The following is a 21,036-nucleotide window of genomic DNA, read 5'->3' on the forward strand; positions in this document are numbered from 1 at the left end:
GAATTTAGTAGTTTCAACAAATTAGTTTTATTCAAGACAGGATTATAGATAAATAAATGAAAATTTATATTCAAAAACGTGTGTTTTTACTTCAAATCAAACAACTCGGTCATCGCTAAAGTTGCTACTTTGGGTAAACTTAGCTCGTCTAAAGAAGGAATGTATTGAATCTTCATTTGTTTTCTGAACGAAGTAATATTTTTTGAATATTTATGATCATGAATAATGTAGGTAGGTTTGGCATTAATTGGAAAATACTCTAAACCAGTCCCTTCTTTAAAAAGACAAAGCGTAGAAGTAAGGGTAGAAGCAATATGAGCAGGAAACGAATCTAGCGTTAGCGCACCAGCTGCTTTTTGTAAAATAGGAACCATTTGAGGAATAGAAACTTTTCCAACGGCATCAATAATTTTTTCTGGATGTTTTTTTTCAAGCTCAATCTTTAATTTGGTTGAATATTCTGTAAGCCCACAAATCATCACTTTAGCCTCAGGTCTTTTTAGCAAAAGATAGTTAATCAAGAAAATCCAAAAATTATTTGAAAACATTCTGTTCCTTGTTCCAGCTTCTGGAAATAACATAAAATACTCTCCGCTAATATTGAAGTTTTTGTTTTCTTCAACCGCCATTGAAAGAACAGGTTCAATATTTTTACTAGTCTGCTCAATTCCTAAACTTCTTAAACTTTGTATCTGCTGGTCAACAGAATGAAATGGTGTTGGAAGCATATAATATTCAATATCCAACAAACTTCCCATTCCTCTGGTCCCAAAACCTATTTTTTGGTCAGCATTTAAAAAAGGGAAAAGCATATTGGCATTATAACCAGAATACCTAAAATCAAAAGAATGAGTATAGTGTAACGATTTATGCGTTGTTAAAAAGTCGTTTATATCATTAATATACAATTTGAATTTAGCATAAAGTGATAAAGCACTCCTGTTTGTTCTGTAGTGATTAATGAAAAAGACTTTATCGTATAAAGGATTATTAACAATTAAATTTTTACACCAACTTCCCGCTACAATATGAATTTCAACATTAGGATATTTTTTTTTGAAGATATCTATCATGTAGCTCATCATCAGCATATCACCAAGATGACCAAAGTTGAAAAGTAAAATTCTCTCTGGTAATATGAACGCTTTATTTTTATGTTTTCGGAAAATAAAAACAAAAAAGTCAACAAGGAGGTCTAATACTCTTAGTCTAAGTTTTGTTGGTCTATTTCCGCAATACTCTCTTTTTAGCATAATCTTTAAATACCTTCTTGTATGAAATACAGGTTAGACGAAAAACACTACTGTTTGTTAATCAATTAACGCCAGTACTTTTCTAAATGGTAGCTGTAAAGCTTTTCGAACTCTTTTATATCTTTTTACTTTAGGTGGTTTAATATAGAAACAAGGAATTTGAATATAATAATCATTAAAATTATCTTTTAATTTTTGTGCATAATCTTTAAATAATTCAATAATATCTGGTCTGTTTTCAAAAGTTGAGCGATCTTGATATTTAGAAACACTGTTAGGTTTACTAAGTTGATAGCCACTGTAATGAAAAAAGATAATGGGTTCATGATTACTTAAAAAAGTATCGACTTCTTTGGTGATTTGCCTCTCATGAAGATTCCAATAGGCAACATTATAACCTGGATGTTTTTCAATCAGTACTGAATCTTTATAGAAAATAGGCACAAAATTTATCCAGTGTTGATCTACAAATAAACCATTGCATAAATCAATCCTACAATCATTTTTAAGGCGCTCTTTCCACCAATTAATCATTTGTAAGCTTTCATCACTTCTTCCAACTCCGATAAATCCTAGATTGTAAATTCCAGTATTCAAATGTGCAATTTCTTTTGTGTCAAAATCGTCGAGAATCTGAGAAGAAATATGTGGTGTAATCACGATACTTTTTTCTGCCAGACTTTCAGTTAATCTACTTAGTTTTTGATAAACAATGATGTCTGGGTCGAAATAAATAACATTTTGAATATCTTTTCTATTTTTAAAAAAGTAATCAAAATAGAAAGGCTTTACAGCCGTATTGAGTTCAGTGATGTCATAATTTTCACACATTTCATCCAAACAATCAATACCGATTTTGTCAATTTCTAATAGTTGAAAGGGAGGGATTTTATCTGTATCCAAAGTAACTTGGTCAAGCCTGTCAACTAAGCCAATTACATATTCAATATCGGGGTTAGTTTTTTGGAGAGACTGCCCCAAAGTCTGAGCTTGAGCAAGATAATTTATGGAACAAATGGTAAATGCTAAAGTCATAATTTCTTGAAAATTAAGCCAAACTTTATCTGATGAAGTAAATAGGGTTTAATTAATATGTGAAAATAGGGATGCTTTATCAATTAACAAACATTGTTTAATACAATATTTTATCATAAACAAGGCTTCTCTGTCGAATGAAAAGATAATATACTCGAAAATAAAGTTACGACATTATCCCTAAAAGGGAATACAATATCTTTTTTATCAAGTAAGTTGCTCAAAACCAATCCTCAATTTTAACATTACTTTCTATTCTTTGCTCTAAATCATCAGGCAATTTTGCGAAAAAATCAATTGAAGTAAGTTTTTCAATAGCGTTGATACTAACAGCGAAATATTTAATCGATTTTGTTGAACCTTCGTTAGGAATTAAAAATGCGATGGCTTCTTCTGTTTCAGGGTCATAAACTATTTTATAAAACGAATTAGGAACTGCTACTAAATTACTTTTTCCGATAGTTTTTAAGCCTTTTTTCAGAACAGGACCAGTCACAATAATCAATTGTTTTCTACTAATAACCCAATGACGAATTTTATCCTCTAAATTACTCCAAATTCCTCGATTAAAATCAGGGTTCTGTGGGGACATGTTCGACATATAAAAGGTTTCGTCTTGTAATTCCTTGTCGTGTTTGAAATCTGCCGCTGGACATAAATGCCCACGGTCATAACCAGAGCGAGAGTAATCTCGTGTATGAGCTGAACCTGTTTCAACCAAAGGGTCTTCAATGAATTCGTTTGAACGAGCCTCGTGACCATCAACTGCTTCTTTTTCCAAGCGATGCAAAACCCATGACGCTTGTTCATATTCTTCACGATAATTTAGGATAAAAGCTTTATGACGAACAATTTCAGTATTGTTTTTGAAGTATGGAATATAATCATCCAAAGTTCCGCCATCGGTATTTTCTTCATGCTTATTAGAATTCCCGAAAACCTTTTCTTGGATTGTTTCTAAAACTGAACTTTCTACTTTTTCTTTAATTTTCTTAGAAACATCATCGGTAAAGCTGGCAGTTTCCTCTTCATTCGTTGTTTCTTCTTCTTGATTTGGCGCTTCCTTTTCTTTACTTTTTTTCTGGCTACCAATTTTTGCAAAGTCATTTTGCAAAGATTTCATCGGCGAAGGTTTGCCCCAATAGTATAAAACGATACCAAGGAATAGCAGAAAAACTAGAAATTTTATTTTACCCATAATTTTGTTGCGTAAAACACACCGCTTTAAATGATAATTGATGTTAGAAAATACTCAAATTAAAATTCAGAGAACATTTTTCGTAATTTTACTTTTCGAGCAAGTAAACAAATACGGCTTCGATAAACTAATCAATGTCTCAAAAAAATATAATTATTATTGGTGCCGGAGCTGCTGGATATTTCGGAGCAATATCTGTTGCTGAAAGTAATCCAGATGCGAAAATAATACTTTTAGAAAAGAATAGAACGGTTTTGAACAAAGTTCGTATCTCTGGTGGTGGGCGTTGTAATGTTACACATGCTTGTTTTGATAATAAACAGCTATCTAAGTTTTATCCAAGAGGAGGGAGTTTTCTGAGAAACTTATTCAATCAATTTAATGCAAGAAATACTGTTGAATGGTTTGAAAAACAAGGAGTTACTTTAAAGACAGAAGCTGATGGAAGGATGTTTCCCGATACGGATAGTTCTGAAACGATTGCTTTGTGTTTAGAGAAAAAGGCGAAAGAATTAGGTGTAAAAATCATTACTTCTGCTGGCGTTAAATCTGTTTTAATAAATGAAAATAAAGTAATTGGCGTTCAGCTTTTGAGTGAAGAAAAGTTAGATTGCGACGCTTTACTGATTACAACAGGTGGAAACCCACAAAAATCTGCTTATCAATGGTTGGCAGATTTAGGGCATCAAATCGTTGAGCCTGTTCCTTCATTGTTTACTTTTAATGTACCTGATTCACTTTTTACTGAATTATCAGGAGTAAGTGTTCAACGTGCTTCGGTTAGAATTGCAGGAAAGAAAATTGTGCAAGAAGGTGCTTTATTGGTAACACATTGGGGGTTTTCTGGACCAGCGATTTTAAAACTTTCGGCTTGGGGAGCGAGGGAATTAGCGGATACAAATTATGATTTTACGGCATTAATTAATTGGATTCCTGAATTTTCAGAAAATCAAGTCAGAGAAAATTTTACTTTACAAAAGAAAGTAAGTCCTAAGAAACTTATTCAATCGAATCCTCAATTTACTTTACCTACAAGACTTTGGAAGAAGTTTTGTGAACTTGCTGAAATTGATGAATCAATGCGTTGGATTGATATTTCGAATAAATCAACCAATAAATTGATTGAAAATTTGCTGAACTGTCCACAAAAAGTAAAAGGTAAAACCACTTTCAAAGAGGAGTTTGTTACTTGTGGAGGCATTGATTTGGCAGAAGTAAATCCACAAACATTGGAAAGTAAATTCATCAAAAATCTATTTTTTGCTGGTGAAATTTTAGACATTGATGCAGTAACTGGTGGTTTTAATTTTCAAGCAGCTTGGACAACGGGTTTTGTAGCAGGGAAAAATATGTAATTTATTTTAATTATTTTCACGTTTTTTTGGGAACAACTGACAAAATGAATTGAGTCATGTTATCAGTGAGCTTACTTCATCAAAAAATATTAATTTTCAAATCTTCAAATCACCACATTTTCAAATTATCATGTATTCTCAACAAATAACAGAAACTTCTGACTTTATTCAACAACAAGTACCTAATTTTAAACCTGATTTTGGAATAATTCTTGGCACAGGATTAGGTGCTTTGGTCAATGAAATTGACATTCTTCAAAGTATTAGTTATGCAGATATTCCTAATTTTCCAGTGTCAACGGTTGAATTTCACCAAGGAAAATTGATTTTTGGGCAAATCGGAGAGAAGAATGTCATTTGTATGCAAGGTCGCTTTCATTTTTATGAAGGCTATTCTATGAAAGAAGTTACTTTTCCTGTTAGAGTAATGCAGCAATTGGGCGTGAAAGAATTAATTGTTTCAAATGCTTCGGGTGGTATGAACCCAGCGTTTAAAGTAGGCGATTTAATGATTATTCGAGACCATATCAGCTTATTTATGCCAGAAAATCCATTAACAGGTAAACATATCCCTAGTTTTGGAGACCGTTTCCCTGATATGTGTGACCCTTATGATTTAACACTGATTGCTAAAGCTGAAAGTATCGCTCATTCTTTGAATATTCCTGTACAAAAAGGTACTTATGTTATGGCACCAGGCCCACAACTAGAAACTCGTGCAGAATATAAATTACTGAGAATTTTAGGAGCTGATGCCGTTGGAATGTCAACTGTTCCAGAAATTATCGTGGCACATCAAATGGGTATGAAATGTTTCGGGATGTCAATCATTACAGATATGGGAATTCCTGAGACCTTAGAAAAAGCAAGCTTAGAGAAAATTATTGCCGCCGCCGCTAAGTCTGAACCTTTGATGACAAAAATTATTAGTACTTTGATAAAAAGTGCTTAATTTAAGAGAATCGGGTATCCTTACAGGAATTATGATGAAAGGATACCCAGTTTTTTATAGTTCTAATCTTTGTTTATCTCTTAACAATACAGCTTTCAGTTTACTATAAGGTAGTTGCTGAGGCGATACTTTGTTGTTAATAGAAAGTACTGCTGCTGTAGCTGCCGATTGCCCTAAAATCATAAAAACGGGTTCCATCCTGATAGAACCATAAGCAATATGCGAACTTGATAAACAAACAGGAACTAATAAATTATTGCATTCTTTTTCTTTAGGTAAAATAGAGCCATAAGCAATTGAATAAGGCTTATCTGGATGTACTCCTATATCTCCTTCGTTTTGTACGTAGCCATCCTTTTTAATATAACGTTGTGCATTATGAGCATCCAAGGCATAAGAGCCCATTCCTATTGGATTAGGAACTTGGGTTTTTCCTAAAGCATCAGCCTCTTTCATCACAAATTCACCAATCATTCTTCTTGCTTCACGAATATACAATTGATGTGGCCAATTACCATTGTCTTTAAATTCATCTTTAGGTAAACCCCATTCTTGCATTTTATCACGAACATCAGCAGGAACACCTTTGTCGTTTTGTAAAAAGTACATTAGTCCTTTTTGATATAATTCATGTTCTTTGATGATTTGCTTACGGCGTTCATAACTTGCTTCTGGATAATCATAGTTTTTACCAATATAGTCTGTACTAAAAGGTCCATGATTATTGGTATCTGTTTTTCGATTAGGAATGTTGTCAAATTTATCAAATGTTTCACGCCAGCCAGAGGCAAAAACTCGGGCAAGTAATTCATATCGAGCAGGGTCATAACCTTCTGGTTTAGGAAAAGGTACTCTATTTTCTGGATGATTACTCAGGCACATTCTGAAACAATAAGCTTGAATTTTATTATCTCCTGAACCATATTCTGCAATTGGTTCTGATGAAATTTCAGGCAAAAGTCCACTTGTGGAATCGTTGGCTATTTTATATGGACTAATTTTCACTTTAAAATGATGACCATGTTGAAATACTTCTGGTTGAACCCCATTCCATTGCTCACCATAGACACTATTGGCTTCACGACCAACATGATAATCGACACCTGCCACCGCCATGAGGTCGCCTTCATAAGTAGCATCAATAAACATTTTTGCTTGATAAACATTCCCACTTAAAGTTCGAAAAGAGTGAATACTTCCTGATACTTTTACTACGCCTTTCTCAGAGCGGTCAAGCCATTCATTTCGGTAAACAAGTAGTTTGTTTTCTTTGACAAAATCTTCAAATACTTGTTCTGCTACATGAGGTTCAAAAATCCACATTGTTCGATTTATACCATCAATTGCAGGAGTACCTTGCCCTTTATTGCCGTATTCTTCTTTTTTCTGCCATTGCCAAGTACTATTATTTTGATAATATTGATACAGTCTTTGATAAAATTCACGAGAGAGTCCACCAATTACTTCTTTGTTACCCGTATCAGTAAAGCCTAAACCACCAGAAGATAAACCGCCCAAGTGTGTATCGGGAGAAACAACGATTACGCTTTTCCCCATTTTTTTTACTTGTACCGCCGCTATAACTGCAGCCGAAGTTCCGCCATAAATAATTACATCTGCTTTGTAAACTTGTGCTTTGGTATTGTTATTTAGCTGGAATCCAGAGAATAAAAAAACTGTAATCGTAGCTTTCAAAAGCCAAAATAAAGGTTTAAATTTTTTCATAGTTTAGTTTGAGATTAATTTACGGAAGAACAACTATTACCAAAACACATCAAAATTTCTACATATCCAATTCATCCAAGAATAATTGATAAGCCCCTTTCAATTCCTTTAAAGCTTTTTCATTTCCTACTTTTTGGGCTAAAGCAATGCCATCTTGATAGGTCTTTTCAGCCAATTCATTTTCTCCAAACTCCGAAAACAATGCGCCTGCATGATAATAAGTAGGCAAGTAGTCGGCATGGTTTTTTAATAAATACAAGTAAATCTTACTGGCTTCTTCGGCATCAGTTTTTAATAATTCTGTTGCTAATGCGTAATGATTAAAAGGGTTTTCTGGCTCTTCTTCCAAAAACTGTTTTAATAATGCTAATCTGTTAAATGACATTTGATAAAATATTTAGAAATAATAGTATGCTTGCATACTATTATTAAAACTTTTCGTTATTATTGTGAATTAATAAGGAATACTACAAATTAAACCTTAAAAAGTTAAATTTATGTACTGTTCTTTGAAACAAAACTCAAAAGATTAACAAAAATAAACGATATACGATGAAAATTTTAGTTTGTGTAACCAGCGTACCCGATACCACAGCGAAAATTTCGTTCACGGACGGAGATACAAAATTCAATAAAGCGGGCGTAACCTACATTACAGGTCCTTATGATGATTATGCACTTTCTCGTGCAGTTGAATTAAAAGAACAACATGGCGGAACAGTAACAGTACTAAACGTTGGCGAAGCCGATGCAGAGCCTGTTATCCGTAAATGTTTAGCAATTGGTGCTGATGATGCAATTCGTGTGAATTGCGAAGCGACGGATTCTTATTTTGTAGCGACACAAATCGCTAACATTGCTGCTCAAGAAAAGTACGATTTGATTTTGATGGGTCGTGAATCTATTGATTTCAACAGTGGTGTTGTACATGGATTGGTGGCTGAATTGCTTGGCATTCCATCATTATCGCCTGTAATGAAATTGGATATTGAAGGAAGTACTGCAAAAATTACTCGTGAAATAGAAGGAGGAAAAGAAGATTTAGTAGCTAGTTTACCTTTAGTGTTAGGTTGTCAGGAACCAATTGCAGAATGGAAAATCCCGAATATGAGAGGTATCATGACGGCTAGAACAAAACCTTTGAAGGTAGTTGAGCCAGTAGGAGAAGGTTTGACAAGTACTGATAAATACGAACTTCCTGCTCCCAAAGGTGCTTGCAAAATGATTCTGGCAGAGAATGCAGAAGAATTAATTACACTTTTAAAAACTGAAGCAAAAGTCTTGTAAGCTAGGAATTATGAATTGTGAAAGATGAAGCATTACCTAAAATACTAACTATTTTGAGTAATAACAAATTCATAACTCAGCATTCACAATTCAAAACTTATACTTACTTCCATCAAAAATCTGAAAAAATATGTCTGTTTTAATATTCACCGAATTAGATAATCGAGCGATTAAAAAATCATCGCTCGAAGCCGTTTTTTATGGTGCAGAATTGGCTAAAATACAAGGTACAAGTGCTACAGTTTTAGCCATCGGCGATGCTTCTGAAGCTGAACTTGCTAAAGCTGGAAATTTTGGAGCTACTAAAGTACTTCATGCCAATGATGCTAGTCTGACTGTTTCAAATATTCAAGCTTATGCTTCAGTTTTAACTGAGGCAGTCAATGCGGATGGTGCCGATACAGTTATTTTAGCAAAATCATCTTTGGGTGATGCCGTTGCTGCCAGAGTTGCGGCTAAATTGAAGGCTTCAATCGTTTCTAATGTTACGGCTTTGCCAAATCTTTCAAATGGTTTTGTCGTGACAAGAAGTATTTACACTGGGAAAGCTTTTGCAAGTGTTTCGATGAAAAGTGATAAAAAAATTATCGCTATCAAGAAAAATGCAGTGAGTCCAGTTGAAACGGATGCTTTGGCGAAAGTTGAAGTTTTCTCACCAGCTTTATCTGACGCAGATTTTGGCGTAAAACTCGTAGCTACGCACAAAGCTTCAAGTACCATTTCATTACCAGAAGCAGATTTAGTGGTGTCGGCTGGTCGTGGTTTGAAAGGACCAGAAAATTGGGGAATCGTTGAAGATTTAGCCAATGCTTTGGGTGCTGCAACGGCTTGTTCTAAACCTGTTTCAGATTTAGATTGGCGTCCTCACCACGAACACGTAGGTCAAACAGGCATCAAGGTTTCTCCGAATTTGTACATTGCGGCTGGTATTTCTGGCGCCATTCAACATTTGGCTGGCGTAAATTCATCCAAAGTAATTGTGGTAATTAATAAAGATCCTGAAGCTCCTTTTTTCAAAGCGGCTGATTACGGAATTGTAGGAGACGTTTTTGATATTTTACCAAGATTAACCAAAGCTGTTTTGGCTGCAAAGTAATAATATTTCTATTTCTCTGATGAAGACCTGTGATTTTTATAATTTCACAGGTCTTTTATTTTGAATGAATATCCAGAAAACTTTTTTAAATTTATCGGGGTTTATATCTTTGTTCCCTGCTAATGGCAAAACCCTCAATTATTAAAAGCATATATTTGTAAAGTGGAAAAAATAAAATTAGAAATATTAGGATTGTCGCCTAGTTCATCTCAAACGGGTTCGTTCGCATTGATATTAGGAGAAGAGTTTGGACCTCGAAGATTGCCCATCATTATTGGTATGTTTGAAGCACAGGCGATTGCTATTGAAATTGAGAAGATTGAGCCTAATCGCCCGATGACGCATGATTTATTTAAATCTTTTGCTCGTACTTTTCATTACTCTGTCAGTGAAATTTCAATTACCGATATAAAAGAAGGTGTCTTTTTTGCAAGAATTCATTGTACAGATGGCATCAAAGATACTTATATTGATGCTCGTCCATCAGATGCCATTGCCATTGCTTTACGTTTCAATGTTCCGATTTATACTTTTGAAAATGTATTATCTGAAGCAGGCATTTCAACTAACGAAAGTTCGAAAGACCCACTAATTGATGATATTGAACCAGAAATTAAGCCGAAAAAGACTTTCGGTGAGATTTTGAAAGAAAATCCAATCGAACAATTGAATAAAATGTTGCAAGAAGCCTTGGCAAATGAAGAATATGAAAAGGCTGCCAAAATTCGTGATGAATTAGACAAAAGAAATTAAACATGATTCCAGTAAAAGCCATCTGAAAACCTCAGATGGCTTTTTGTTAAAAAGCGTTAATTGCCTTTCATTGCGATAGAAAAATCGTAAATTTGTTTGTAATCTTTGCCTCAAGATATTATGGCTAAAATAAAGAAATTAGGAAGTACTCCGAATGTCATGGTTGTTATTAGTTTAACAATTGCACTTTTCTTAATCGGAATGTGTGGTTTGTTGACACTAAATGCCCGTAAACTCGCAGAATTGGTTAAACAAAATGTGGAGCTACAAGTGTATTTAGACGATGATTTGACAACCAGCAAGCTAGATTCAATCTATAAAATATTGATTAAGAAAGAGTTTGTATTACTGAAAGAAAACTCTCCGCAAATCAATTTTATTTCTAAGGAAGTAGCTGCAAAACAATTCATTGAAGAGTCGGGAGAGGATTATAGAAGATTACTTGGCGATAATAATCCACTTCATAATTTATATGCTGTAAAGATTAAGCAAGAGTATTTTAACGATGCTAAATTAAAAGAAATTAAAGCCGCTTTAGAATTAATTCCGGGTGTTCACGAAGTAGCTTATGTTGAGAATTTTGTGGATGAAGTCAACAAAAATATTTCAAAAATCTATTTAGTGCTTTCGGTTTTTGTGATGTTGTTACTCTTGATTATCATCATTTTAGTGAATAATACCATCAAATTATCATTGTATTCTCAGCGATTTTTAATCAGAAGTATGCAATTAGTGGGAGCGACCAACGGTTTTATTCGTAAACCATTTATTATAAAAGGTGCTTTGCAAGGGCTTACGAGTGGTTTAGTGGCAAGTTCTTTCTTGATTTTATTACAACAATTAGCTGTGCGTAAAGTAGAAGGATTAGTTTTATTACAAGAAATGGATAAAATGATTTATTTACTTTTGGGCATTTTAATCATCGGTACTTTGATGGGTATATTAAGTACTTTCCAGTCGGTAGAAAGATATTTAAGATTATCACTTGATGAATTGTATTAGACTTTTACCAATTAATTTTCATACGAAATTCAAAATAAAAATATAAAATGACTAATAAAGAGAAACTTCCTTTTGGAAAAACAAATTATCTAACCATGTTGCTAGGAATAGCAATTATTCTTATCGGCTTTTTTATCATGAGTTTAGATAAAGAAGAATTTGGATTTGGGTTTTTAGGTTTAACATTAGGACCTATCATCGTTTTGGCTGGTTTTACTATTGAATTTTTTGCCATCCTGAAAAAATTATAAAGACTGAAAATATTCATTCAAAAAGCTCTCTTTAACCAATGTGTTGAATAGAGCTTTTTGTTTATCATAGAGTATGTCGTTTGATACTTTTTTGCGGGAAATTGCGGTATTTAGTATGGATGGAGATACTTGGAGTATGTCGTTTGATACTTTTTTGCGGGAAATTGCGGTATTTAGTATGAACGGAGATACTTGAAGTATGTCATTTGATACTTTTTTGCGGGAAATTGCGGTATTTAGTATAAATGGAGATACTTGAAGTATATCATTTGTTACTTTTAATACTTAAAAAAGGGAACTAGCCTTTTGCTAATTCCCTTTTTTAAGTATTAAACTATCAGCTTATTTCACATCCAACATTTTTAAACAAACTGGAGTTGGTACTGAGATTTCCTTTCCCGTAGCTGTCAAAGTACCTTTAATAGCGTCACGTTCAAAAATGGTGATATTATCACTGTCTTGATTGGCTATCAAAACAAATTTTCCAGTAGGGTCAATCATGAAATTTCTTGGTTTTTTTCCTAACACCGACTGATTGGTAATATAAGTAAGTTCGCCTGTTTTTTGATTGATGGCATAAATCGCAATGCTATCATGAACTCTGTTTGAACCATACAAAAACTTACCATCGGGCGAAATATGAATATCTGCACAAGATTTTCCACCTGTATAATCTGCTGGCAAAGTACTAATCGTTTGAAAAGCCTCAAGCGAACCTTTTTTATAATTAAAGCCCGTGATTTCTCCACTTAATTCCTGAATAACATAAGCAAACTTTTTGTTAGGATGAAAAGTGAAATGTCTAGGACCTGTACCGTCTTTTACTTTGGTGAAAGCTGGATTTCCCGCATTTAATTTGCCAGTTTTAGCATCCAATTGATAAGTAACGATTTTATCAATTCCTAAATCAGGCACAAAAACATCTAAATTATTTGGAGCAATGTTAATTGAATGCACATGTGGTTTGTCTTGTCTGTTCACATCTACACTTTTTCCTTCGTGTTGAATGGTTTGAATCGCTGCTGCTACGCCTCCATTGCTTTCTACAGGTAAAACACTTAGGCTTCCAGCCCCATAATTCCCCACAATTACCCATTTTCCTGTTTTATCAACTGCTACATGGCAAGGACCAGAACCATTGGCAGATTGTGTACTCAATTGTGTTAATTCCCCTTTTGTTTTATCGAACTCAAAAGCATACACAGCACCGCCATTATTGAATTCACCAACAGAATAAACATACTTTTGATTAGGTGAAATCGCTAAAAAAGCCGGATTTTTTAGATTTTTAGCAATACTAATTGCTTGGAAATTACCTGTTTCACTATTGAATTTATAGACATAAATTCCTTCACTTTTTCCAGAAGTATAAGTGCCTACCAATAAATAAAATTCTTTTGAAGGAGGTTGATTGTACTTTACAGTAGCAAAAGCAATGCTTTGAAACAGCACAAAAAGTACTAGTAAGAGTTTAGTTTTAATATTCATAATAAGGAGATTTAGGATGAATTCGATTATGGCTGAAAGATAAGTATTTTCCAGTTTTTACTTGTAGAGTATTGTAAGGATAGATTTTTACTCAATTTTTCCAAAAATCTTTTAGAATTTACTTTTGTGGATTTATTGAGGATTATTTTCTACAAAATAGCAGGATTCCCTTTGGTATAATTATTTAGAAATGCTTTTTGATTAAATTATTAACAACATTAACATGAAAAAACTCTTATTCAGTGCTTTTATACTCGTTTTATTGGGTGTAAGTACTTCGGTAAAAGCTCAAGGGCAGTACAAGTCAGCTTTAGGTATTCGTTTGGGTAATACGAATGGTATTACATTCAAAACCTTTGTGAATAACAAAGATGCTGTAGAATTGATTGGTTCATTCCGCTATGACGGTTTTGGCTTAACAGGACTTTATGAAGTACACGGTAGGGCTTTTAATTCCAGAGATTTCAACTGGTTCATTGGTGGTGGTGGTCACGTATATGTTTGGGGAGATAAACGTCCAGGCTTTTTAGATAGAGACCAAACAACCGTATTAGGTTTAGATGGTATTTTAGGCTTAGAAGCTTATGCTAGAACTATTCCTTTAGCTATCAGTTTAGACTGGAAACCGGCAATCAATATCATCAATTATAGTAGTTTCTGGGCAGATGAAATAGCATTATCGTTCAGATATACTTTCTAAGATTTTAAGAAAAAGAAAAGCCCTACGAAAGCGTAATCGTAGGGCTTATATATTGCATTTTGTTTGCTTAGATTTCTACATCAATTCTCTTCTTGAATCCTTTTCTATGTTCATCAATTGGCATTACAATTTTCCATTGATGGTTATAATACTTCGCTGAAATATTTTCTAGGTCAACAAAATTGGGTAACATAATTTGTCCGATGGTTTGTGGAACAAAATTTTGTGCTTCGTCTTCTTCCGCCTTTTTCAAAACAGGTTGTAAAGCATATAACCAAAGTCGGTTATCCTGAACATCCATTTGTAAATGATCTGCACTTAAACCAGCTACTTTTACAAAAACTTCATAAGCATTTTCAGTTTGATTCACCTCAATATTAGGTTCTGTTCTACCGCCATTTAAAGTATTGTTAAAATCAATGTCAGCTAATATATTTCTCGGAATTTCTATTTTCTTTTTCATCTTCATTTACTTATTAAAGGTTTACACAGATTCCTTTTTAGGTTATCTATCTTCTTTCAAATCCTATACCAGTGGATTTTGTCAGACAAAACGGCTTGTTTTTAAATGGTATTCAGCCATTATGTCCTTTTTTCCCTTTTTAAGAAAGACTAATAAGCCATTTTGTAAAGAAATAGCCGAACGACTTTTTATTTGAACCTACTTAGTATGTAACTTTATGGCTCATTTAAAAATGTTAGATTCGATGACTTACGCTGAATTTAAAGCAACACTTGCTGAACCTGCTCCGCCTTCTTCTGTTCATGAATTACTCGTAGCACTTTGGTACGATGCTAATGACGATTGGGAACAAGCACATGAAGTAGCGCAAAGTAACGAAGGTTCGAAAAATTATGACCAATTACATGCTTATTTGCACAGAAAGGAAGGCGATAATTGGAATGCCAGATATTGGTACACTCGTGCAAAATCGTCAGTTTTTGTAGGTTCATTGGCAGATGAGTGGGAAATGTTAGTAAAGCAGTTTTTGACTCTGTAAGTTTTGCCTACCTTTGTAAAAATATAAATTAATGCTATCTACGATACTTTGTTGAAGCAATTCACCGAAAGGACGGAGATTTATTATCTTAATTATGACCAAAATTACCCAATACATCGAGCAAGCAAAAGGTAAGACCTTGTTTTCAATAGAGATTATTCCGCCAGTTAAAGGGGAAAGTATTCAAGCATTGATGAGTAATATTGAGCCTTTGATGGAATTTAAACCGCCTTTTATTGAGGTAACCTATCACCGTGAAGAATTTTTAGAAAAAATAGTGAACGGTCAGATTGATAGAATTCCAATTCGCAAACGTCCGGGTACAGTAGGTATTTGTGCAAGTTTGATGAATCGTTTCAATGTTGATGCAGTGCCACATGTAATTTGCGGAGGATTCACGAAAGAAGAAACAGAAGATTTTTTGTTTGATTTACACTATTTGGGTATTGATAATGTATTAGTACTTCGTGGTGACCCAGTGAAAGGAAATCCAGCATTTACACCGGAAAAAGGTGGTCATGCTTTTGCAAGTGATTTATTACAACAAGTAGTAAGAATGAACAATGGAGAACTTTTGCATGAAGAAACACAAGCGTCGCCAACCAACTTTTGTATTGGTGTAGCGGGTTATCCAGAAAAGCATTTTGAAGCGCCCAATTTTAACATGGACTTTGCTTATTTGAAAAAGAAAGTAGCATTAGGTGCAGATTATATCGTTACACAAATGTTTTTTGATAATCAGAAATACTTTGATTTTGTAAAGAAATGTCGTGAAGAAGGGATTAATGTACCAATTATTCCCGGCTTAAAACCTTTGGCAACTAAGAAACAATTGACAGTTTTACCAAGAATTTTCCATTTAGATATGCCAGAAGATTTGGTAACAGCAGTAACAAATTGCAAAACAGATAAAGACGTTAAACAGGTTGGCATAGAATGGTGTATTCAGCAATGTAAAGAATTGATGGCTTTTGAAGCACCAATTTTACACTTTTATACCATGAGTAAATCAGAAAGTACTAAGAAGATTGCTGAGGCAATTTTTTAAGTAATTTCATCCAAAAATATTTTAATTTCCTTTTAGAAGAGTCTTTTGAACAATAGACTCTTCTTTTTGTTTCATCAAAAACACTTATTTTAAAAAAATAGAGTATTTTTGATAAAATGAGTAAATCCTCTTTGTCCAATAAAACTTTAAAAACCATGTTTGTGCTATTTTTTGTTTGAAAAGGCTTCTGTTTCAGATATAAAGAATAGATTGCCCACAAGTAAAATGTTATGAATCATACATTTACTAAATTTCTTATCTCATTTTTCCTTAAGAGAAATATCTTTTTGAGTTTGGCTTTTTTGTGCTTTGGAATAGCAGCATTTTTATATGTTGTTATTGGCGATGGAATTAGTAAAACATTCGAAGAGAAGTATCTGTTTGATGTTCAAAACAAAGTGAGCCAAGAAATTAAGCAATCAAATTCGGATTTAGACAAGGTTTTTGGAACAATTACGAATGCAAAGAGTAATAGATTTAGTACTTTCAGAACTACAACAGCTTATCCATATTTCGTTTTTAGAAATGGAAAATTGATATTTTGGTCTGATTACCAATTTGTACCTGATTATACTTTTATCAAAGGAAATTACAGTACCAAAGCCTTAGAATTAGAAACAGGAAAGTTTATTTTGAATCGACGTTGGGTAACAGTTGGTACTAATACTTTTGAAGTTTTTTCGATGATTAATCTTTCTTATTCAAAAGAGTATCGAGGAAATGGACAAAAAACGGTTTTCAATGAAAGTATTTTTAAGGTTGACCCGAAAGAAATCAGCATCATTCCAGCATCAAAAGTTCAACATAATATTTTTACTCCTTCCAAAACCTTCCTATTTTCAGTATTTTCAGACGAAACAGATAATTCCCAGCATCATATTATTCCTGATGCGGTTATCATCGTTGGCTTTTTGTGTTTACTTTTTTCAATCATATATTTATTTACTTGGATTTGGTACTTCAATAATAGTCATCAATACGGTTTGGCTTTTATGATTTTGGTGGCTTTCTTTTTGTTATTGAGAGTAGCCATGTTGTTTTGTTCAATTCCATTTATTTTCAGTGAATCAGAGCTTTTTAATCCCAAATATTTTAGCGTATCCATTTTCTCACCTTCTTTGGGCGACCTAATTATTAACTTATTAGTACTTGTGTTTATCTTGTTTTACTTGATAAATTACTTCTACAAAATGAGTGTGTATTTGTGGCTGATGAATTTAGAAAAGCCTATCAAACGCATTATTTCAGTGGTACTTCTGATTGGTAGTTTTGGAGCGAGCCAATTAATGTACAGCGTGCTGTTAGATATTTATCAAAAGTCAAATAATGAATTGAGTTTGGCATTGAATATTGATATTTGGGAAAAACCACTGGTTTTTTATTCATTGCTGATTTATGTTTTAATATCATTAGGATACTTCTTAATCTGTCATTTTCTCATCATTTTGGTGATAAAACTTAACAGACAACATACAAAATGGGTTTATCAAGCCTTGCTATTGGCTTTCGTTTTTGCGAGTTTAGTTTGCTTTGTTTTCTCCAATTTTAATATTGTCGTTTTCGGAATACACGCTGTTTATGTGCTAGTGCTGTTTTTTACTTCCTTCCCACGTTATTTATATACTTTCCGTTATCAAACTTCCATTTATTTCTTTTGTGGAGCATTAGTTTGTGCTGGTATTGGAAATTATGTAGTTAGTCAACAAAATGTGGAAGAAGATTTTACTCAGAAAAAACAATTTGCCAAGAGTTATTTTGACGAAAATGATGAAAAAGCAGAATTTCTTTTAAGTAAAGCAAGTCTTGTAATTAGTAGAGATTCAATAGTAATGAACTTGTTGAAATCAGACTTTTTACCCAAAGAACAAGTAGAGAATTATATCAAACATAATTTATTAGATAGCTATTTTTCTTATTATGATGTTAATGTTTTTGTGTTTGATTACACAGGAAAATCCCTTGATAATACGGATGAAATAGAGAATTATGAAACTTTTGAAAAGATATTTAAACTGCCTAAGTACCAAACAAAAAATGCCAATGTATATTTTGTGAATGATTTAGAGGTTTATTCGGGTAAACAGTATTTTAATTTTATTCCACTTTTAAATAAAGAAGACTTAGTAACTGGCTATATAATTTTAGACTTAAAAAAGAAAAAAGAATTTACTGAAAGTTCAACTGACGGAGAATCGCCTATTATTTCAGGAAATAAACTGAAAGCTAATACTTATAGTTTTGCGATTTATGAAAATGGGAAAATTGTAAAAACAGGAGGAGAGGGCTTCAACTACGAAAGTAAATTATCGAACGAAACTTTATTAGGAAAAGAGATTATTGAAGAAGGTGTAGAAGAAAATGGCTACAAACATGTAGGTTTTATTGGTAAAAATGGCAGAGCAATTGTGGTTTCATCAGAAACACAAAGTATTGCATCTATTTATGCCAATTTTTCTTTTCTCTTTTTAATATTAGTTTTTACCATCATCGTTGTTATTTTATTTTATGCTTCGCAATATGGATTGTCGAAGATGAATATCAATATTGCTAGTAAAATTCAAATCTATCTTAATATTGCTTTTTTACTTCCGCTGATTTTGGTAGTAAGTATTACATTTAGTATTATCGGAACCAAATTTTCAGAAAGTCAAGAAAACAGTTATTTAAACCAAACCGAAAGTATTGGCATCAATCTGATGCCAGCTGTTGATAGATATATTCAGGGGAAAATGAGTAAACAGTTTTTGTCTGACACCATCAATAGTATCGCTGTAAGTACTAAAAAGTACATCAGCGTTTTTGACACTAAAGGTCATTTATTAGCAAGTAATAAACCTTTGAGTTTTGAACAAGGCTTTATTTCTTCATACATTAATCCAATTGCTTATACGCAATTGATGGAAGAAAAAGAGAAGAAAGTGATTTTAGATGAAGCCATTGGGGATTTATCTTTTAAAACTTCTTACTTAGAATTAAAATCGAATGAAGGTAAGTTATTGGGAATTGTTTGTATTCCCTTCTACGATTCAAAAACTTATTTTACCAAAGAAGTAAGTTCTGTAATAGGTTCTTTATTGAATACTTTTACCACTATTTTCTTAGTATTATTATGGTTTTCGTATTTGGCTTCTAATCTTTTGGTTGTTCCGTTACAGATGATTACCAATAAATTGCGGAAAATTGATTTAAGTAAACCAAGTGAACCACTTTCTTGGCGTTCGGATGATGAAATTGGTGTTTTGGTAAAAGCCTATAACGAAATGCTGGTAAAGTTGGATGAATCTAAAGTGGCTTTGACTGATGCCAATAAGCAATCTGCTTGGCAACAAATGGCAAAACAAGTAGCTCATGAGATTAAAAATCCGTTGACGCCAATGAAATTGTCTTTGCAATTATTGTTACGTAAGATTTCAAGAGGGACAGAATTGGATATGTCGCAAGTAAAAGACCAAATAGAATCTTTGACAGGGCAAATTGATAATCTTTCATACATCGCTACTTCTTTTTCAGATTTTGCTAGATTGCCAATTCCTAAAAGTGAAGTATTTGATTTTGCCTATGAAACCAGAAAAGTAGTCAATCTTTTCAAAGACGATACTCAACAGCATATTCGAATGATGGTTCCTGTAAAAGCCATTAAAGTAGTTGGTGACCGCCAATTAACGGGAAATATCATTAAGAATTTAATAATGAATGCCATTCAATCCATCCCAGAAAGTAGAAATGCGGAGGTGATTATTGCCGTAGAAGTTGGGCTTGAAGCAGTGACTTTCAGTATTCAAGATAATGGCATTGGAATTCCTGAAGAAAATCAAGGGAAAATATTTATGTTAGATTATTCAACGAAAGTACAAGGTTCAGGTGTAGGTTTGGCTTTAGCAAAATGGGTAGTTGATAATGCCAAAGGAAGTATTTGGTTTGAAACCGTTGAAAATGAAGGAACTAAGTTTTTCTTTACTCTGCCTTTAGCACTTTGAGAAGATGAAGGAATTACTTCATCTTCCCTCTTTTTACCAAATAAGCTGAAAGTATTTGTTCAAAGCCTTCAGCGATGTCTGCTTCAATAAAATCAATTTTATATTGTCCACAACGAAGTTTGAGTTCTTTATAAAACTGATGTAAGGTTTTTTGATATTCCGCTTTTACTTGTGCAGGATTCAGTTTAATACTCTCATTACTTTCTAAGTCGATAAACTCATAAGGACGATCATCAAAATCAAAATCTGATTCTGTCTTTTTGTCTGTAACATGAAAAATCAATACTTCATGAAGATTATGTTTTAGGTGTTGTAAGGAAGAAAAAATCTTTTCAGCATTTTCAATATCATCAAACATATCGCTGAAAAGAATGACTAACGAACGTTTGTGAATATTTTCAGCAATTTGATGAATCACCGATGCCACTTCCGTTTTTTTATGTTCTTTTGGTTTTTGAAGTAAGTTTTCTAAATCCAGAAATATTTTATGAATGTGTGATGGCGTCGATTTTACTGGCGTTTGAATCTCAACTGACGATGAAAAAGTAATCAAACTAATGGCATCTTTTTGCTTTTGAAGCATATAAGCCAAAGCCGCCGCTGCCATAGTAGAGAACACAATTTTCCCATTCGTTTTTTCAGGATAATACATCGAAGAAGAAGTATCAATAATTAAATGACAACGTAAATTTGTCTCTTCTTCATAACGTTTGGTATAAATTCTATCTGTTTTAGCAAATACTTTCCAGTCGATATGTCTAGTGCTTTCGCCATTATTGTATAAACGATGTTCGGCAAATTCAACTGAAAAACCATGAAATGGCGATTTATGAAGACCCGTAATAAAACCTTCTACCATTTGTTTGGCTAAGAATTCTATATTTCCATATTGGCGTATTTGTGCTAAATCCATGA

General features: G+C 33.2%; 19 protein-coding genes. 11 read left to right on the forward strand and 8 right to left on the reverse strand.

Features of this window, described 5'->3' with window-relative positions; all coding sequences use genetic code 11:
* Positions 1 to 86 precede the first annotated feature (86 nt).
* From VB798_RS20640 to VB798_RS20650, 3 genes are all read right to left on the reverse strand, one after another.
* Complete coding sequence (locus VB798_RS20640) at positions 87 to 1,253, reverse strand: glycosyltransferase family 9 protein (protein ID WP_323689131.1); 1,167 nt, start codon at positions 1,251 to 1,253, stop codon at positions 87 to 89.
* 57 nt (positions 1,254 to 1,310) lie between these two features.
* Complete coding sequence (locus VB798_RS20645; RefSeq protein ID WP_323689132.1) at positions 1,311 to 2,288, reverse strand: glycosyl transferase; 978 nt, start codon at positions 2,286 to 2,288, stop codon at positions 1,311 to 1,313.
* Between the two features lie 220 nt (positions 2,289 to 2,508).
* Complete coding sequence (locus VB798_RS20650) at positions 2,509 to 3,486, reverse strand: DNA/RNA non-specific endonuclease (RefSeq protein WP_323689133.1); 978 nt, start codon at positions 3,484 to 3,486, stop codon at positions 2,509 to 2,511.
* A gap of 134 nt (positions 3,487 to 3,620) precedes the next feature.
* Here VB798_RS20650 and VB798_RS20655 point away from each other — a divergent pair, with 134 nt between their 5' ends.
* Positions 3,621 to 4,841: a BaiN/RdsA family NAD(P)/FAD-dependent oxidoreductase gene (locus VB798_RS20655; protein WP_323689134.1), complete on the forward strand. Its 1,221-nt coding sequence runs from the start codon at positions 3,621 to 3,623 to the stop codon at positions 4,839 to 4,841.
* 130 nt (positions 4,842 to 4,971) lie between these two features.
* A complete protein-coding gene (locus VB798_RS20660; protein WP_323689135.1) occupies positions 4,972 to 5,793 on the forward strand; it encodes a purine-nucleoside phosphorylase in 822 nt (273 codons plus the stop codon).
* 54 nt (positions 5,794 to 5,847) lie between these two features.
* Here VB798_RS20660 and VB798_RS20665 read toward each other — a convergent pair whose 3' ends face one another.
* Positions 5,848 to 7,518, reverse strand: coding sequence for an FAD-dependent oxidoreductase (locus VB798_RS20665; protein WP_323689136.1), 1,671 nt, complete (start codon positions 7,516 to 7,518; stop codon positions 5,848 to 5,850).
* 58 nt (positions 7,519 to 7,576) lie between these two features.
* The gene (locus tag VB798_RS20670) at positions 7,577 to 7,903 is read right to left on the reverse strand and encodes a tetratricopeptide repeat protein (RefSeq protein WP_323689137.1); all 327 of its coding nucleotides are present in this window, start codon (positions 7,901 to 7,903) and stop codon (positions 7,577 to 7,579) included.
* Between the two features lie 167 nt (positions 7,904 to 8,070).
* Here VB798_RS20670 and VB798_RS20675 point away from each other — a divergent pair, with 167 nt between their 5' ends.
* From VB798_RS20675 to VB798_RS20695, 5 genes are all read left to right on the forward strand, one after another.
* Positions 8,071 to 8,805 (forward strand): electron transfer flavoprotein subunit beta/FixA family protein, encoded by a 735-nt coding sequence (locus VB798_RS20675; RefSeq protein WP_323689138.1) that lies wholly within the window; start codon positions 8,071 to 8,073, stop codon positions 8,803 to 8,805.
* A 130-nt stretch (positions 8,806 to 8,935) separates the two neighbouring features.
* A complete protein-coding gene (locus VB798_RS20680; RefSeq protein WP_323689139.1) occupies positions 8,936 to 9,901 on the forward strand; it encodes an electron transfer flavoprotein subunit alpha/FixB family protein in 966 nt (321 codons plus the stop codon).
* A gap of 162 nt (positions 9,902 to 10,063) precedes the next feature.
* Positions 10,064 to 10,654: a bifunctional nuclease domain-containing protein gene (locus tag VB798_RS20685; protein WP_184135498.1), complete on the forward strand. Its 591-nt coding sequence runs from the start codon at positions 10,064 to 10,066 to the stop codon at positions 10,652 to 10,654.
* Positions 10,655 to 10,774: 120 nt separating this feature from the next.
* Positions 10,775 to 11,656, forward strand: coding sequence for a cell division protein FtsX (locus VB798_RS20690; RefSeq protein WP_323689140.1), 882 nt, complete (start codon positions 10,775 to 10,777; stop codon positions 11,654 to 11,656).
* Positions 11,657 to 11,703: 47 nt separating this feature from the next.
* Positions 11,704 to 11,907: a DUF3098 domain-containing protein gene (locus VB798_RS20695; RefSeq protein ID WP_323689141.1), complete on the forward strand. Its 204-nt coding sequence runs from the start codon at positions 11,704 to 11,706 to the stop codon at positions 11,905 to 11,907.
* Positions 11,908 to 12,249: 342 nt separating this feature from the next.
* Here the strand turns inward: VB798_RS20695 and VB798_RS20700 are convergent, their stop codons facing one another.
* On the reverse strand, positions 12,250 to 13,395 hold the full coding sequence (locus VB798_RS20700) for a lactonase family protein (protein WP_323689142.1): 1,146 nt from the start codon (positions 13,393 to 13,395) through the stop codon (positions 12,250 to 12,252).
* 223 nt (positions 13,396 to 13,618) lie between these two features.
* On the opposite strand from VB798_RS20700, the gene VB798_RS20705 reads away from it, so the two are divergent.
* Positions 13,619 to 14,095 (forward strand): hypothetical protein, encoded by a 477-nt coding sequence (locus VB798_RS20705; RefSeq protein WP_323689143.1) that lies wholly within the window; start codon positions 13,619 to 13,621, stop codon positions 14,093 to 14,095.
* A 67-nt stretch (positions 14,096 to 14,162) separates the two neighbouring features.
* Here the strand turns inward: VB798_RS20705 and VB798_RS20710 are convergent, their stop codons facing one another.
* Positions 14,163 to 14,558, reverse strand: coding sequence for an Hsp20/alpha crystallin family protein (locus VB798_RS20710; protein WP_323689144.1), 396 nt, complete (start codon positions 14,556 to 14,558; stop codon positions 14,163 to 14,165).
* 217 nt (positions 14,559 to 14,775) lie between these two features.
* On the opposite strand from VB798_RS20710, the gene VB798_RS20715 reads away from it, so the two are divergent.
* From VB798_RS20715 to VB798_RS20725, 3 genes are all read left to right on the forward strand, one after another.
* On the forward strand, positions 14,776 to 15,096 hold the full coding sequence (locus tag VB798_RS20715; protein WP_323689145.1) for a hypothetical protein: 321 nt from the start codon (positions 14,776 to 14,778) through the stop codon (positions 15,094 to 15,096).
* A gap of 94 nt (positions 15,097 to 15,190) precedes the next feature.
* Positions 15,191 to 16,144, forward strand: coding sequence for a methylenetetrahydrofolate reductase (locus VB798_RS20720; RefSeq protein WP_323689146.1), 954 nt, complete (start codon positions 15,191 to 15,193; stop codon positions 16,142 to 16,144).
* Positions 16,145 to 16,374: 230 nt separating this feature from the next.
* The gene (locus tag VB798_RS20725; protein WP_323689147.1) at positions 16,375 to 20,121 is read left to right on the forward strand and encodes an MFS domain-containing histidine kinase; all 3,747 of its coding nucleotides are present in this window, start codon (positions 16,375 to 16,377) and stop codon (positions 20,119 to 20,121) included.
* A gap of 13 nt (positions 20,122 to 20,134) precedes the next feature.
* Here the strand turns inward: VB798_RS20725 and VB798_RS20730 are convergent, their stop codons facing one another.
* The gene (locus tag VB798_RS20730) at positions 20,135 to 21,034 is read right to left on the reverse strand and encodes a DUF58 domain-containing protein (RefSeq protein WP_323689148.1); all 900 of its coding nucleotides are present in this window, start codon (positions 21,032 to 21,034) and stop codon (positions 20,135 to 20,137) included.
* Positions 21,035 to 21,036 lie beyond the last annotated feature (2 nt).

Origin of the sequence: Arcicella lustrica (genome assembly GCF_034930985.1) — a bacterium.
Lineage (GTDB): Bacteria > Bacteroidota > Bacteroidia > Cytophagales > Spirosomataceae > Arcicella > Arcicella lustrica.